This window comes from uncultured Turicibacter sp., assembly GCF_938044715.1.
GTDB lineage: Bacteria > Bacillota_I > Bacilli_A > MOL361 > Turicibacteraceae > Turicibacter > Turicibacter sanguinis.
In genome coordinates this window covers 1-16,319 of the sequence record NZ_CALIOS010000134.1, presented here as the reverse complement: position 1 = coordinate 16,319, position 16,319 = coordinate 1, and the positions used below count along the sequence as shown (strand labels likewise).

At 35.7% G+C, this 16,319-nt stretch carries 19 protein-coding genes and 1 tRNA gene; 18 read left to right on the top strand and 2 right to left on the bottom strand.

Translation table 11 applies throughout. The features are described from left to right. Positions 1-67 precede the first annotated feature (67 nt). The 3 genes from QWC74_RS12890 to QWC74_RS12880 all read left to right on the top strand — a co-directional run bounded on the left by QWC74_RS12890 (position 68) and on the right by QWC74_RS12880 (position 1,899). On the top strand, positions 68-736 hold the full coding sequence (locus QWC74_RS12890; protein ID WP_006783655.1) for a Pr6Pr family membrane protein: 669 nt from the start codon (positions 68-70) through the stop codon (positions 734-736). A gap of 63 nt (positions 737-799) precedes the next feature. Next, entirely contained in the window at positions 800-1,414 is a 615-nt protein-coding gene (locus tag QWC74_RS12885; RefSeq protein ID WP_006783656.1) for a PH domain-containing protein, read from the top strand. 44 nt (positions 1,415-1,458) lie between these two features. Further along, positions 1,459-1,899, top strand: coding sequence for a GNAT family N-acetyltransferase (locus QWC74_RS12880; RefSeq protein WP_006783657.1), 441 nt, complete (start codon positions 1,459-1,461; stop codon positions 1,897-1,899). Positions 1,900-1,946: 47 nt separating this feature from the next. Here QWC74_RS12880 and QWC74_RS12875 read toward each other — a convergent pair whose 3' ends face one another. After that, the gene (locus QWC74_RS12875; RefSeq protein ID WP_006783658.1) at positions 1,947-2,162 is read right to left on the bottom strand and encodes a hypothetical protein; all 216 of its coding nucleotides are present in this window, start codon (positions 2,160-2,162) and stop codon (positions 1,947-1,949) included. 1 nt (position 2,163) lies between these two features. Next, positions 2,164-3,021: a DUF4438 domain-containing protein gene (locus tag QWC74_RS12870; protein ID WP_006783659.1), complete on the bottom strand. Its 858-nt coding sequence runs from the start codon at positions 3,019-3,021 to the stop codon at positions 2,164-2,166. A gap of 375 nt (positions 3,022-3,396) precedes the next feature. Here QWC74_RS12870 and QWC74_RS12865 point away from each other — a divergent pair, with 375 nt between their 5' ends. From QWC74_RS12865 to QWC74_RS12795, 15 genes are all read left to right on the top strand, one after another. Beyond that, positions 3,397-4,467: a nitronate monooxygenase family protein gene (locus QWC74_RS12865; RefSeq protein WP_006783660.1), complete on the top strand. Its 1,071-nt coding sequence runs from the start codon at positions 3,397-3,399 to the stop codon at positions 4,465-4,467. A 104-nt stretch (positions 4,468-4,571) separates the two neighbouring features. Then, the gene (gene accB, locus QWC74_RS12860; protein ID WP_006783661.1) at positions 4,572-5,090 is read left to right on the top strand and encodes an acetyl-CoA carboxylase biotin carboxyl carrier protein; all 519 of its coding nucleotides are present in this window, start codon (positions 4,572-4,574) and stop codon (positions 5,088-5,090) included. 35 nt (positions 5,091-5,125) lie between these two features. Continuing rightward, complete coding sequence (locus QWC74_RS12855) at positions 5,126-6,478, top strand: acetyl-CoA carboxylase biotin carboxylase subunit (protein ID WP_009607424.1); 1,353 nt, start codon at positions 5,126-5,128, stop codon at positions 6,476-6,478. A gap of 3 nt (positions 6,479-6,481) precedes the next feature. Continuing rightward, positions 6,482-7,324, top strand: a complete 843-nt coding sequence (gene accD, locus QWC74_RS12850; RefSeq protein WP_006783663.1) for an acetyl-CoA carboxylase, carboxyltransferase subunit beta — start codon at positions 6,482-6,484, stop codon at positions 7,322-7,324. Further along, entirely contained in the window at positions 7,324-8,259 is a 936-nt protein-coding gene (locus QWC74_RS12845) for an acetyl-CoA carboxylase carboxyltransferase subunit alpha (protein WP_006783664.1), read from the top strand. Before accD ends, QWC74_RS12845 begins: the two co-directional genes overlap by 1 nt. Positions 8,260-8,281: 22 nt before the next feature. Continuing rightward, positions 8,282-9,250 carry a beta-ketoacyl-ACP synthase III gene (locus tag QWC74_RS12840; protein WP_006783665.1) on the top strand — a complete coding sequence of 323 codons (969 nt, stop codon included), beginning with the start codon at positions 8,282-8,284 and terminating at the stop codon, positions 9,248-9,250. Between the two features lie 26 nt (positions 9,251-9,276). Beyond that, a complete protein-coding gene (fabK, locus tag QWC74_RS12835) occupies positions 9,277-10,206 on the top strand; it encodes an enoyl-[acyl-carrier-protein] reductase FabK (protein WP_006783666.1) in 930 nt (309 codons plus the stop codon). Position 10,207: 1 nt separating this feature from the next. Next, a complete protein-coding gene (fabD, locus tag QWC74_RS12830; protein ID WP_006783667.1) occupies positions 10,208-11,137 on the top strand; it encodes an ACP S-malonyltransferase in 930 nt (309 codons plus the stop codon). A 122-nt stretch (positions 11,138-11,259) separates the two neighbouring features. Continuing rightward, the gene (fabG, locus tag QWC74_RS12825; RefSeq protein ID WP_006783668.1) at positions 11,260-12,003 is read left to right on the top strand and encodes a 3-oxoacyl-[acyl-carrier-protein] reductase; all 744 of its coding nucleotides are present in this window, start codon (positions 11,260-11,262) and stop codon (positions 12,001-12,003) included. 18 nt (positions 12,004-12,021) lie between these two features. Beyond that, on the top strand, positions 12,022-13,257 hold the full coding sequence (gene fabF / locus QWC74_RS12820; RefSeq protein ID WP_006783669.1) for a beta-ketoacyl-ACP synthase II: 1,236 nt from the start codon (positions 12,022-12,024) through the stop codon (positions 13,255-13,257). A gap of 42 nt (positions 13,258-13,299) precedes the next feature. Next, the gene (gene fabZ, locus QWC74_RS12815) at positions 13,300-13,725 is read left to right on the top strand and encodes a 3-hydroxyacyl-ACP dehydratase FabZ (protein ID WP_006783670.1); all 426 of its coding nucleotides are present in this window, start codon (positions 13,300-13,302) and stop codon (positions 13,723-13,725) included. A 104-nt stretch (positions 13,726-13,829) separates the two neighbouring features. After that, positions 13,830-14,150, top strand: coding sequence for a hypothetical protein (locus QWC74_RS12810; protein WP_006783671.1), 321 nt, complete (start codon positions 13,830-13,832; stop codon positions 14,148-14,150). 76 nt (positions 14,151-14,226) lie between these two features. After that, positions 14,227-15,006, top strand: a complete 780-nt coding sequence (locus QWC74_RS12805; protein WP_006783672.1) for a histidinol-phosphatase — start codon at positions 14,227-14,229, stop codon at positions 15,004-15,006. Between the two features lie 77 nt (positions 15,007-15,083). Next, positions 15,084-16,046, top strand: coding sequence for a M23 family metallopeptidase (locus QWC74_RS12800; RefSeq protein ID WP_006783673.1), 963 nt, complete (start codon positions 15,084-15,086; stop codon positions 16,044-16,046). 125 nt (positions 16,047-16,171) lie between these two features. Beyond that, positions 16,172-16,262 (top strand) — tRNA-Ser (locus QWC74_RS12795). The last annotated feature ends 57 nt before the right edge of the window (positions 16,263-16,319 follow it).

Genomic DNA, 16,319 nt, shown 5'->3' with positions numbered 1-16,319 from the left:
GACAGACTGCTTAAAAACTTAACTTTTTTGTGTCCAAAATATTGACCTAGATCCAGGGAGGGATTTTATGAATTTTAAAAATGTGTGGTTTACTTTATTGTGGCGTATCTTAATTATTATTAGTACAGCCTACGGAATTTACGCGGGTGTATTTCTTATAAGTGGAGAAACAAATTTTAAAATTTTATTGTATTACACGATGCAAAGCAATTTATGGTGTTTGATTTTATATAGTTATATCGTAGTTAAAATGTTATATCAGCTAAGAAAACACCAATCAATTCAAAAAAAAATATGCTCATCTTGGCTTAAAGGTGGATTAACATCGGCAATTCTAGTCACCTTTTTATTATACCAATTTATCATTATTCCGTATTGTCTTGAACATGGATCGGTTCATCAAATGTTTTCACCATCAGATATTTCGGTACATTATCTGGCACCGTTTCTCGTTTTTATTGATTTCCTTTTATTTGATCCTAAAAAACAATATAGTTGGTACACCCCATTTCAGTGGCTTAGTATCCCCATCTTATATTTCCTCTTTGTTGTCACGTGTAGTTTTATTCACGTACCTGTTCCAGAGCCCGAGCATCCATTTTTATATTTCTTTTTAGATATAGGAGACATAGGCATCAAAGGATTTAGTTTAAATATGATAAAATTGACATTGCTCTTTCTATCAGCAGGATATTTTACTGTTTTCATAAATGATATTAAAATAGGTAAAAAGTAGCCCTTGCTAATTTAAATGCATGTGATATAATCATCTCAATATCTAAACAAAGGGGAAATCAAGATGTTAAAAAAATTTGCTGCAGATGCATTAGGAATTAGTGATATTGGGAAAATTATTAGTCCAAACGACTATGATAAAGTAATGGCAGATGACTTTATTATGCATGAAGATGATGAAAAAATCTTCTTCTTAATTAAATCAAAAACAGATGAATACTGTTTTACAAACTTAGCTTTAATTCATGTCGATGGTACATCAGCTGTTAGTAGTAAACGTCTAGTGAAACGATATGATTACTATAAACATACGATTAGCCATGTTATGATTGAAACAGCAGGAACAGTGGATTTAGATTGTGAATTAAAATTTGATATCGATAATCAAGAGTTCTCAATTGATGTTAATCGTAATCAATTAGAACAACTAAAAGATATTTATAAAGCTTTAATTAAAATTTCTCATATCATCGAAGAAAATCAGGTATTATTACAAAAATCAGAACAAACATTAAACTTTGCATCCGTTGCATGTGGTTCACAACGTCAAGAAACAGGTAATTTATTAGATCAATTTGTAAAGGTAAACGAATACGCATTTAATTGGATTAAACAATCACGTGAAGCCTACATTCAAAAAGACTTTACAGAAGTATTTGAAAAATATATTAATAACTAAGAAGAGGAATCCTCTTCTTTTTTCACATTGAAAGGAAGAAGGCAATGCAATTTAAACAGATCGAATTATCAGACTTAAATGTACTAGTAAAAATGTATATCGAAACATTCAATGCAGGGCCTTGGAACGATGAGTGGACAGTTGAGACGGCATCCAGACGATTAACACAAATGATTAAATGTCCAGATTCATATGGATTATTAGCGTATGTGGATAATGTTCCTGCTGGAATGATTTTAGGAGCCGAAGAACAATACTATAATGGATTAATGTTTAACATTAAAGAATTCTGCATCAATAATCAGTTGCGAGGAAAAGGGCTTGGAACAAGCATCTATGAAGAATTCGAGAAACGATTGAAGGAAAAAGGAATCAGAGAAATTATCTTACTAACATCTCCTGGGCCTCAAACAGAAGGATTCTATCACAAAAGAGGATTTGAAACATCTAAAGGTATGATTATGATGGGAAAATTAATTGGATAAATAGAAAAAAGACTGAATCGAAATAATTTCGACTCAGTCTTTTTTAATTATGAGAAATGTTTCTTTAATTCCTTAATATCATCTGCTTCAATCCATTCCTCAGTATATCCACAATTTTCACATACATAACGATGTAAACGAGCCACAATTGATAATGTCACGTTAACCATAATATTATTTCCAGTTCCATGAATTAAAACCTTACTCGGGATAAAAATTAATGATTTAAATTCACACTTAGGACAGCATTTAGTCTCTCTCATTTTATAGCTGCTTCATATACTTTGCTATATTAGCTGAATGGTCAACAATTGGTTCGAAAATAGAATACTTACATGACATAATCGTCGTTACACCAGGGCCATGTCCTGCTTTTACACAATCACTGTGCACAATAATTCCAAGTGTCATAGCACCTTTTAAGTAACCGCGACCGTACGTTGTATCACAATCCTTTAATAACACAAGATCTCCAAAACGTAAATGATGAAGCCCTAGACGTCGTACCTCATCCAAATCTCCTGTCATAATATCATAATCCCCAGAATAAGCACTATTAGCTCCAATTCCAGACCCCATTAAATAGGGGGGAATAATCGCTGATACGGGAACTTGCAACTTACCGTTGACCTCTTGTATCTGTAATTTCTGTAATAAAATAGGATCAAGATTCATGACATGAACATCAGGATAGTCGAGTAATTTGAGCCCTTGGCCATATGCCTTAATTAAAATAGAATCATCAATGCAAAGGTCTTCTAATATATCCGCATCAAAATGAACTAAAGTATGCTCAATTCCACCGTGAGAACCCGTCACATAACCTAAACGTCCTTTTGCATCACCACTTACAACCTTAGCCACATTTCCAATGCAAGCAAACGTCATTAAAGCATCATTCTCTGAAGCATTCTCATTACGAATCGAAACACCTGGTTCAACATGATCACCTATCCACCCAAATGCAGGATCGCCAACAGAAACATTATAAGAAATCCCCCCTGTTGAAGGTAAAATCATCGGAACCCCTTCTTGAGTAATTCTATAATTGCCGCCTAGTGGATGATGAACTTTTCCTTGAACAGACCATTTCACAAGTCGACCTTCATTCGTTCTTAGCATCAGTATCTCCCCCTTAAGAATTAATGCATATCTACAAATTAACATAACACATTTACTAGCCTAATAGGGGAAGTACTACCCATCATAATTCGCCTAAAGTTCTAATTGTTTGATGAAATTAGGATAATTAAGAAGGATTATTTTTGAAATCCTTATTTTTCGACAAATGCATGAGTGAATATTTAAACAAGATGGTGTTAAATCCTTCATTTAATAAGGTTTTGTTAATAATCTAGTTAATGTGGCCTGTTCGAATTAAGTTTGAAACTCAAAATTTTTACTTTGAATATCAAAAAAATATTCACATTTTACAAATTTGTGTGTTATAATCCTTCACATAGTTTGAAATGCAAAATAATAACAGGTGGTGGAGAAATGGAAATTAAACCATTAAAAATTGGACCGTTTGAATTAGAGTTACCGATTGTACAAGGTGGAATGGGAATTGGTATTTCACGTTCTAACTTAGCGGCGGCTGTCTCAAATCACGGAGGGTTAGGCGTTTTATCGGGAGTTCAAATTGGACATGATGAACCTGATTTTGAAAATAATACAGTGCAAGCTAACTTGCGTGCAATGAAAAAACATATACAAAAGGCCAAAGAGGTAGCAAAAGGAAAAATGCTTGGATTAAACTTAATGGTTGCAATGGAGAATTACGAACAATATGCTAAAGCAGCTGTTGAGGCAGGAATTGATATTATTATATCGGGAGCAGGGTTACCCCTTGCACTTCCAGAATATACAAAAAATACAAAAACAATGTTTGCACCGATTATATCAAGTGCAAAAGCAGCAACTGTTTTATTAAAACACTATGATAGAAAACATCAAGTAGCACCAGACATGATTGTGATTGAGGGACCAGAAGCGGGTGGACACTTAGGATTCAAACCAGCCGATTTAGAAGAAGGAAATATCGATCTTGATCAAATTGTTAAAGAAGTCATTGAAGCTGTTAAACCATATGCAATGAAATATGAAAAACATATACCAATCATTGTAGGTGGAGGAATCTATGACGGAGCAGACATTGCTCATTATTTAAAACTTGGAGCAGATGGGGTTCAAATGGCAACACGTTTTATTGCAACTGAAGAGTGTGATGCTCACCCGAACTTTAAACAAGCTATAATTGATACTAAAGAAGACGACATCATCTTAGTGAAAAGTCCGGTTGGAATGCCAGGTCGTGCCATTCGTAATCCATTTAGTGAAAAATATGGTATCAAAAAAGAGAAAATAAAAAAATGTTACCGATGTGTTATCCCTTGTAATCCCGCAACAACTCAATACTGTATTAGCAAGGCACTTCTACATGCAGTAAGAGGAGAAGTTGAAGAGGCTTTACTATTCTGTGGGGCAAAAGCCTATAAAGTAAATGAATTGACAACTGTAGAACGTTTATTAAAAACTTTAAAGTCTGAAATAATCGCGACATCGTAATTGGAAACTATTGACAGAAAAGGTTCTGTCTTATATATTAAGCTATATATTTGAAGTTCAAAATATTTGATTAAAAAAATATTTGAATATCGGAGGAATTTTGTATGAATCAAAAACAAGAACGTGAAGTTCGAGATGTGACGAAAACAGATTATCTAAATCAAGTCTTACAATTAATGGAAAGATTTACTGAAAGTGAAATGACAGGACTCCAACTTGAGGTTGATGGATTAAAACTGAATCTTAAAAAAGAAGTGAAAGAAATCGTTCAAAATATTGCAAGTACACCAATGGTTCAGCCAGTCATCGAAGTTTCACCAGTCTCTCAAACTCAGGTAATGACAACAGCCCCAATTGAAACAACACTTCCAAAAGAACAAACAAACATTCAAGAGGTTAAAGCGCCACTTGTTGGGACATTCTACGGTTCGAATGCACCGGGAGCAAAAGCCTTTGTATCAGTTGGAGATCAGGTTAAAAAAGGACAGCCGCTTTGCATTATTGAAGCCATGAAGGTTATGAATGAAATTGAATCTCCATGTGATGGAATCATTAAAGAAATTAAAGTAACAAATGAAGAAGCGATTGGATATGATCAAGTTTTAATGCTAATCGAAGTTTAAGGCAAGATAAAGGGCAGAAAAAGTGAGGTGTCATGATGCTTAGAAAAATTTTAATTGCTAACCGTGGTGAAATTGCAGTTCGTATTATCCGTGCATGTAAAGAAATGGGAATTGAAACAGTTGCTATTTATTCAACGGCTGATAATCGCGGATTACATGTTGACTTAGCAGATGAGGCAATTTGTGTAGGTCCAACAAAAATTCAAGATAGCTATTTAAATATTAATAATATTTTGAGCGCTGCTATCTCAACGGGATGCGATGCGATTCATCCTGGTTTTGGATTTTTATCAGAAAATAGTACCTTTGCTTCATTAGTTGAGGAATTAGGACTAAAATTTATTGGTCCAAAAGGATCCATCATTGATAATATGGGAAATAAATCAAAAGCTCGTGAAATGATGATAGCTGCTAATGTACCTGTTGTCCCTGGAAGTGATGGGTTAATTGAATCTATTGAGCAAGGAAAACGGGTGGCAAAAGAAATTGGTTATCCAGTCTTAGTTAAAGCTTCTGCAGGTGGTGGTGGACGTGGAATGCGTGTTATCAACTCGGAAGATGAATTTGAAGATTTATTCCAAACGGCTAAACTTGAAGCAAAAATGTCATTTGGAGATGATTCGATGTATATGGAAAAATTCATTGAGAATCCAAGACATATTGAGTTTCAAATATTAGCTGATCAATTTGGGAACGTCGTGCACCTTTATGATCGAGATTGTTCAGTTCAAAGACGCAATCAAAAAGTCATCGAAGAAGCTCCATCTCCAGTATTAGATGAGCTAACACGTCAAAAAATGGGGGAAATAGCAGTTCTGGCGGCTAAAACGGTTGGATATGAAAATGCCGGAACAATTGAGTTTCTCCTAGATAAGCATCAAAACTTTTATTTTATTGAAATGAATACTCGAATTCAAGTTGAGCATCCAATCACGGAAATGATTACAGGCATCGATTTAATTAAAGAACAAATTAAAATTGCATCTAATTTACCTCTATCTTTCACACAAGAGGATATTAAAATTAATGGTCATGCCATGGAGTGTCGTATTAACGCTGAAAATCCATCTCTTAACTTCAAACCCTCTCCTGGAACAGTAGAAACATTCAATATTCCAAGTGGATTTGGTGTTCGAGTTGATACATCTGTTTATCAAGGCTACACGATTCCACCATTTTACGATTCAATGGTTGGAAAACTTATTGTTCATGGTGCTAATCGTTGTGAAGCTATCGCTAAAATGAAACGTTCACTTGAAGAGTTAGTAGTAGATGGAATTGATACAAATATAGATTTTCAATATGCCATTATGGAACATAAAAACTTTATAGATAACAAATATGATACAAGCTTTATTCAAAAACACATGCATGAATTGGAGGGATAGAGAATGGGTTTTTTCTTACAGCGTCAAAAAAAATCTAAACCAGTTGCTAAGAAACGAGATATAAATGATGGAATTTATACAAAGTGCGAAACCTGTAAAGAAGTTCTTCCAGTCAAACAACTTCATGCTAATTTACACGTCTGTCCCAAATGTGAATTTCATCATCGAATGTCAGCAATGACTCGAATTGAATCATTAGTAGATGAAGGGACTTTTAAAGAATTAAATCAAAAACTGATTTCTAAAAATCCATTATCATTTCCTGGATATGAAAAGAAAATCAATAATTTAATGGAAGAAAATCAAATAAATGAAGCTGTTGTTACAGGAATTGCAAAACTGGATGGACAAACGGTTGCTATCGGTGTCATGGATAGCTACTTTATGATGGCAAGTATGGGATCAGTTGTCGGGGAGAAGGTTACAAGGTTAATCGAGACTGCAACATCAAAAAAACTGCCATTAGTATTAGTCTGCGCTTCAGGTGGAGCGAGAATGCAAGAAGGAATGTATTCATTAATGCAGATGGCTAAAACATCAGCAGCCATCGCTAAACATAACGAAGCAGGATTACTTTATATCAGTGTATTAACCCAACCAACAATGGGAGGCGTTACAGCTTCTTTTGCAACGCTCGGTGATATTATATTAGCCGAAAAAGGGGCAGCTATTGGATTTGCAGGACGTCGAGTTGTTGAGCAAACCATTAAACAATCATTACCTGAACATTTTCAAACAGCAGAATTTTTACAAGAAAAAGGACTTGTGGATAAAGTCGTTAATCGAAAAGAGTTAAAACAAACACTGTCAACTATCATTAAATGGCACGAAGGGAGCGAAAATTGATGTCAATTCTAGATTTTGAAAAAAAAGTAGCTGAAATTGAATCACGTCTAAGTGAAATTTCAACTGACAATCAAGCGGAAGTCAAAGAATTACAACAACAACTGCATCTTTATAAAAATCGTGCTTACAACAATTTAACGGCATGGGATCACGTCGTTCTTGCCAGACATCCAAAACGTCCTAAGGTTCGTGACTACATCAACTATATATTTGATGATTTCATTGAGTTTCATGGTGATCGTTTATATGGAGATGACGCAGCCATTATTGGGGGGATTGCTAAAATCGGACCTCATGTGGTGACCGTTATTGGACATCAAAAAGGTAATACAACAGCCGAAAATATCGAATGTAACTTTGGAATGCCTCATCCAGAAGGATACCGTAAAGCGTTACGTTTAATGAAGCAAGCTGAAAAATTCAATCGCCCTATTATAACCTTTATAGATACACCGGGAGCTTATCCAGGACCCGAAGCTGAAGAACGTGGCCAAGGACATGCGATTGCTGAGTGTCTAAGAGATATGTCTAACTTAAAAACTTCAACCCTTTCTATTGTGATTGGTGAAGGAGGAAGTGGTGGAGCTTTAGCACTAGGGGTGAGTGATCAAATATGGATGCTTCAATATGCAATTTATTCAATCTTATCCCCAGAGGGATTCGCTTCAATTCTTTATAAAGATGGAAGTAAAGCGAAAGAAGCAGCTGAAGTGATGAAACTAACAGCACAAGACTACTTATCGATGGGAATTATTGACCACATCATCAAAGAGCCAATCGGAGGAGCCCATCAATTTCCACAATACGTGTTCGACCACTTAAGAGACGACTTAAATAATTATCTAGAACAAACTAAAAAATTATCAATTAAACAAATCCAAGCGAAACGGTATAAAAAATACCGCTCGATTGGAGAGTTTGACATCATAAAATAACGAGAAAGTTGAGGTGAATTTCTTGGGAATCAAAGTTCTTGGGAGTGGGGCCTACGTCCCGACATCTATTTTAAGTAATAAACAATTAGAATCCATCGTAGAAACAAGTGATGAGTGGATCAAGGCGCGTACAGGTATCAAAAATCGCCATATCGCTACAACAGAAAATACCGTTGAATTAGCCTATCAATCTGCAAAACAGGCCATTGAACATGCCAATATTGATCCAACTGAAATAGGTTTGATTATTGTCGCAACCTTTACACCAGAACAATTAACACCATCTACTGCTTGTCTAGTTCAAGCAAAGCTTGGGTTAAATGATGTAAAAATGATCGCGTTTGATTTGAATGCTGCATGTAGTGGATTTGTTTACGCAATGAGTGTAGCCAATCAATTCCTTAAAAGTGGTGCTATCAAAAAAGCACTTATCATAGGAGCGGAGGTCCTCTCTAAAATTATGGATTGGGATGACCGAAATACATGTGTTTTATTTGGAGATGGAGCGGGAGCAGTCGTAGTTGAATATGACCAAGACACAACCGAGAGCTTCTATCTCAACTCAAGTGGAGATGAACGTGGAGTCTTAACCACAACACCAATTGCTGTAGTAAATCCACTAACAGATAACCAAGCAGAACCTATTCATTTCCAAATGAATGGACAAGAAGTCTTCAAATTTGCGATACATGCTATTAAAGAAACAATTATGGAGCTATTAGAACAAGCAAACTTAACAATCGATGAAATCAATCTCATCATTCCCCATCAAGCCAATAAACGTATCATTGATAAAGTTGTTAAAGATTTAAAAGTTCCGAGCGAAAAATTCTTTTTAAACTTAGATAACTATGGAAATACATCAGCCGCTAGTATACCGATTGCCTTAAAAGAAGCAATAGATACTAGGCACATCAAATCAGGGGATAAAATAATGCTCATCGGATTCGGTGGCGGTAAAACATGGGGTGGATGTATGATCTCCCTGTAGATAAAAAACAAAAGGAGGATAAAAAGATGTCTTTGACAACTTTATTAAATATAAAATACCCAATTATTCAAGGTGGAATGGCTAACATCTCATCAGCAGAACTAGTAGCAGCTGTTTCAAATGCTGGAGGACTTGGAATCATTGGTTCAGGTGGTTGGGATGCCCCACGCCTAAGAGAAGAAATTCGTAAATGCAAACAACTAACAGACAAACCTTTTGGTGTCAATTTAATGCTTATGAATCCGCACTGTGACCAACTATCAGAAGTTATTATTGAAGAAGGGGTTAAAGTAGTGACAACAGGAGCAGGAAGTCCAGGTCCATACATTGAAAAATGGAAAGCTGCCAAGATCAAAATTATTCCAGTTGTTGCCTCAGTTGCTTTGGCAAAACGTATGGCACGTTTAGGAGTAGATGCCATTATTGCCGAAGGAACGGAATCCGGTGGCCATGTTGGGGAGTTAACGACTATGTCATTAGTTCCACAAGTTGTCGATGCTGTGGATATCCCAGTTATTGCAGCGGGAGGAATTGCGGATGGTCGTGGATTTATGGCGGCTATGGCTCTTGGAGCAAGTGGCGTTCAAATTGGAACTCGCTTCTTAACCGCTAAAGAATGCCCAGTACATGAAAACTATAAACTAGCGCTAATCAAAGCAAAAGATACAGACACAGTCGTAACAGGACGAAGTGTTGGTGTTCCAGTTCGTTGTTTAAAAAATCCGATGACGCGTGAATACATCGCTCTTGAGAAAAAAGGAGTATCAGCCGAAGAATTAGAGTATTTAACACTCGGTTCACTTCGTAAAGCCGTTCTAGAAGGAGACACAAAATCAGGATCTGTCATGGCGGGACAAGTAGCAGGAATGCTTTCTAAAGTCCAATCCGTATCAGAAATTATAGAAGATATTACAAATCACGCATCAGAAGTTTTTAAAAATTTGGAGGTCATGTAATATGGGGAAAGTTGCATTCTTATTCTCAGGACAAGGAGCACAATATGTCGGAATGGGGAAATCACTTTATGAACAAAACCCAACCGCACGTCAGTTATTCAATCAAGCCAATGACTTATTATCATTTGATTTAAAAGAATTATGTTTTGAAGATTCACAAAATTTAATTAATCAAACAGCTTATACACAACCAGCCATTTTTACAATTTCTCAAATGGCATTAGCTACTTTAAAAGAAGCAGGAATCAAACCAGATGTTGTAGCGGGATTTAGTCTAGGTGAGTACAGTGCGTTATGTGCAGCAGATGTTTTCTCGTTTACTGAAGGAGTGGAACTTGTTGCTAAAAGAGGAGAACTTATGGGAGTAGCATCAGGTGATGGAAAAATGGCCGCCCTACTTGGATTAGATGTTGAAAAGGCAACAGCTTTATGTAGCGAAGCTTCTTCAAAGGGAGTAGTGGAGTTGGCCAATTTAAACTGCCCAGGACAAATCGTGATTGGTGGAGAGGCCGAAGCTGTTAATTATGCTTGTGAATTAGCAAAAGGATACGGGGCAAAACGTGCCTTAATCTTGCCAGTTAGTGGACCTTTCCATACCTCTTTATTAAAAGAAACAGCCCAAAATTTTGGACAACTATTAAAAATGAAAAACTTAAATCAACCTAAACTTCCAATCATTTTAAACGTGCTAGGAGATTTCTATCATCATGATTTATCACTAATTGACTTAATGATAAAACAAATGGCGACAAGTGTGAAATGGGAAGCAAGTATCAAAAAAATGATTGAAGATGGAGTAGATACCTTCATTGAGATTGGACCAGGTAAAACATTGAGTGGATTTGTTAAAAAAATAGATCGTAGCGTTAAAATTTTAAATGTAGAAGATGTGGCATCATTAGAAGCAACTATTAAGGCGCTTCAAAATTAAATAAGTTCCTATTAAGTTTCTACAGAAATTTTATAGTTTGAATCAATAATGAAGCATTTTAATGACCAAGATTCATTTTTTTAGATATGGTATTAATCGTTTTGAATACAGGAGGGAATTTTATGAACTTATCAGGTAAAGTCGCATTAGTGACAGGAGGCTCTCGAGGAATTGGAGCAGCTATCGTCTTAAAATTAGCTTCACTTGGTTGTGACATTGCACTTAATTATTGCGGAAGTAAAGAACGTGCCGAAGCCATTGCTAAACAAGCTGAAAGCTTAGGTGTAAAAGCAAGCGTTTATCAAGCAAATGTTGCAAATTATGAAGAAGTTGAAAGCATGACGAAAGCTATTATAAAAGATTTTGGACATTTAGATATCGTGATCAATAATGCAGGAATTACATCAGATAATCTTATGATGCGTATGGATGAAGATTCATTTGATTCTGTTATCGATGTGAACCTAAAAGGAACATGGAATGTTTGTAAATCGATTACGCGTCCTATTTTAAAACAACGCAGTGGAGTAATTATCAACTTATCGTCAGTCGTTGGGATTAACGGAAATGTTGGACAGGCAAACTACGCTGCATCAAAAGCTGGGGTAATTGGGTTAACAAAATCATTAGCAAAAGAATATGCCTCAAGAAATGTTCGAGTTAACGCTGTTGCTCCAGGATATATCAAATCAGATATGACCGCAAAATTATCAAGTGATATTACAGATAAAGTATTAGAAAATATTCCACTTGGAAGCCTGGGTGAAGTAGAAGATATTGCAAATGCAGTTGCTTTTCTAGTTAGTGATCAGGCTCGTTATATCACAGGACAAGTATTAGTCGTAGATGGTGGAATGGCAATTTAATGAAGGATGGTGCAAATTATGAGTAAACGTAGAGTTGTAGTAACTGGACTTGGGACAGTTTGTCCTGTTGGAAACAATGTTGAAACAATGTGGAAAAACATTCAAGACGGAGTTTGCGGAATCGATGAAATCACTCACTTTGATGCATCAGATTTCAAAGTTAAATTAGCAGCAGAAATTAAAGACTTAAACGTTGAAGAGTATATTAATAAAAAAGAAGCAAAGCGTTTAGATCGCTTTAGCCAATTAGCGATGATTGCTTCAAAACAAGCATTTGAAGATTCAAACCTTCAAACAGAAGAACTTGATGCTCATCGTTTCGGAGTTATTTTAAGTTCAGGAATTGGCGGACTTCAAACGATTGAAGAGGAAAAGGAAAAAGGAATGAAAAAAGGATACGAACGTGTCTCACCATTCTTCATTCCAATGGCTATAGGAAACTTAGCAGCAGGTAATGTTGCCATTATGTTAGGTGCTAAAGGAGCATGTCTTGACATTGTGACAGCTTGTGCAGCGGGAACTAATTCAATTGGAGAAGCCTTCAAATATATCCGTGATGGTTATGCAGATATCATGTTAACTGGAGGAGCAGAAGCCTCAATTACACCACTTGGAATTGGTGGATTCTCTTCAATGAAGGCTTTAACGACATCAGATGATAAAAATCGTGCTTCAATTCCATTCGATGCACAGCGTAATGGATTCGTTATGGGAGAAGGAGCAGGTGTTTTAATTTTAGAAGAATACGAACATGCCAAAAAACGTGGAGCTAAAATCTACGCTGAAATGATCGGATATGGTGTAAGCTGTGATGCTTTCCACATGACAGCCCCAGATTCGGAAGCTAATGGTGCTGCTGCTTGTTTTGAAATGGCACTTAAAGATGCTTCACTTGAACCAAATCAAATTGATTACATTAACGCCCACGGAACATCGACACCACTGAATGACAAACTAGAGACACTTGGTATCAAAAAAGTCTTTGGTAAAGAAACAAAATTAATGGTTAGCTCAACTAAAGGAAATACAGGTCACTTACTTGGAGCAGCAGGTGGAGTAGAAGCTATCATCACAGTTAAAGCTTTACAAGATGGATTTGTTCCTGCAACAATTAACTATTCACAACCTGATCCAGAATGTGATTTAGATATCGTTCCTAATGTTGGACGTCATCAAAATATTAAATATGCCATGTCAAATTCATTAGGATTTGGTGGTCATAACGCATGTATCGTCTTTAAAAAATACGAATAACTCTTTCTATATTATATATACATAAAAAAAGAAGGTGAAAGCATGGTCTTAAATAGTAATCAAATTCAAGAAATTATCCCGCACCGCTATCCATTTTTATTAGTAGATCGAATTGATGAATTAGAACCAGGAAAAAGAGCCCTTGGAGTCAAATGTGTTTCAGCAAACGAAATGCAATTTATGGGACACTTTCCACAACAACACGTCATGCCTGGCGTCCTAATCATTGAAGCCTTAGCGCAAGTAGGAGCTGTTGCCATTTTAAGTCTTGAAGATAATAAAGGTAAAATTGCTTACTTTGCTGGTATCAAATCAGCAAAATTTCGTCAAAAAGTCATTCCAGGTGATATCTTAACTCTTGAAACAGAACTAACAAAAATAAAGGGAAGTGTTGGAGTTGGTAAAGCCATCGCTAAACTTGGAGATAAAGTAGCCGTCGAAGCAGAATTAATGTTCGCCATCGGATAAAAAGAAAAGGTTGTAGAAAAAATGTATTTTCTATAACCTTTTTTGTTACAACACAGAATAAATTGCTATAATAAGTTATCATAATCAAAGTAGGTGTCAAAAACATGCCATTACTCATAGCAATTCTTTTCATCGGCCTATTTACATGGCTAATCTATACAAAAAAAGATATCTTCTCTAACAAAAAGAAATTCTTACAGATTGAACTTGGCATCATATTACTAGCTACATTAATCATTCTAATCATTTCAGGAATTGGAATAACCATGGGATTTTTATTACTATGGGTTGCTATTGCCTTTTTAAGCTATTATATTTACCAAAACCACCATCAAAAAGTAGGATTTATCGGTGTTAGCTTCTGTGCCTTCTTCAACATTGTTTTCCTATATCTCCAATTTTGGATATATGGGACACAATATTAATAAAAAAGACTATCTAATGGACCTTAGATAGTCTTTTTTTGATTGTATAATAATAGAAAAAGAGGAGGAATAAAAAATGGAAAAAACAAATTATCATACTCATACACCAAGATGCCTGCATGCGGGAGGGACAGAAACTGAATACATCGAAGCAGCTATCGAAAATAACATGACCATTCTAGGATTCTCAGACCATGCTCCGTATCCAGATAACAGATTTGGATTACGAATGCAGTATGAGGAACTCGATGATTATTTACAAACTATCAAAAATTTAAAAAAACAATATAAAAACCAAATTGAAATTCGTGTTGGCCTTGAAATTGAATATGATTCCGAAAAAAAAGCATACTATGAACAGTTACTTAATGAAAAAGGTGTCGAATACTTAGTGCTAGGACAACACATCTACGTCTCACCAAACAAAGAATACATCAACATCTATAGTCTAAACAACACAGAGCAATATATTGAATATGCTCAAACCATCAAAGAAGCAGTTCAAACTGGATATTTCGCTTTTATCGCACATCCGGATGTCATTTTTGTAAATGACCTTGCTTGGGATCAAAACTGTGAACTTGCATCAGACATCATCATAGAAGCTGCAATTAAAACAAAAACCCCATTAGAATTCAATGCCAATGGACTAAGACGAGGAATTCAAGCATTTTGTGATGAAGAAAGATACCCATATCCGCATCCAAAATTCTGGTCAAAAGTTGCAAAAACAAACATTCCCGTTCTAATTAACGCAGATGCACACCATCCAAGTAATATTTACGATGACAAAATGGAACTAGCTTATAAATTAGTAGGCGAATGGGGACTAAACCTCATAACTGATTACATATAAGCAGAGTCATTAGTATTCCCACCTTCATTAAGTTATATTAATACAATTATAAAACTAGGTAGAAGTGGGTGGACCCGATGAAACGTCAAATCATAGTAAGTTTCATGGCAATACTGGTATGTATGTTAAGTTCTATAAATGTATCAGCTGAAGCTAACGAACAAAATGAACAAGAAATCAGACAAAAACTTTATAAAGACTACGAGCAGGCATCAGGTGTCCCTTGGTATCAAATAGCCGCCGTTGATCAATACGAGCGCAATACCTATAAATTCCGTGAAGAATGTACATTTAAGTACGATACCATCTCAATTTGTTTTCCAAATGAAATATGGTCAGGCCCTGAAAATCCAATTTATTATGATAATAATAGTTTGACTATTAATCTTTTTGGAGGTATTGGTAAAGATGGAGATGGAGATGGGATAGCAGATATTAATAATGAAGAAGACGTAATGTATACAATGGTCGAGTATTTACGTTCATATAATGATTTTGAAGCCGCCATTGCATCTTATTATCAAAAGGAACAAACTCTAACGATTATAAAAGAAATTGCGATGCTATTTGAACATTTTGATACAATTACACTAGATAAACGATCGTTACCAGTATCACGCCATTATAGTTATAGTTTTAGTGATAACTATGGTACAGCACGAAGTTGGGGTGGGGCTAGATCACATGAAGGAATAGATATTTTCGCTGGATACTCAACACCAGTATTATCCACAGCTTACGGAGTCATTGAAATAATGGGATGGAATGACTTTGGTGGATATCGAATTGGTATAAGAGATATTTATAATACATATCAATACTATGCACATCTTCAAGGATTTGAAGGAGATATTAAAGAAGGTGACATAGTCGAACCGGGACAAGTGATAGGATATGTTGGTAGTACAGGATATGGGAAAGAAGGAACAAGCGGTAAATTCCCACCACATTTACATTTTGGTTTGTACAAGTATGATGGAAAATGTGAATGGGCATTTAACCCATACCCACATCTAAAACGATGGGAAAAACAGAAATAAGAAAAAAGGTCAAATAACTATTATTTGACCTTTTTTAAAAAAAATTAAAAAAAGTATTCAAAAAGTGTTGACGATAATTTATATACATGTTATTATATAAAAGTCGTCAGGACAGAAAACAAAATGGAGCAGTACTCAAGTGGCTGAAGAGGTGCCCCTGCTAAGGGTATAGGTCGGGCAACCGGCGCGAGGGTTCAAATCCCTCCTGCTCCGCCATTTAAAAAAATGGCCCGTTGGTGAAGCGGTTTAACACACATGCCTTTCACGCATGCA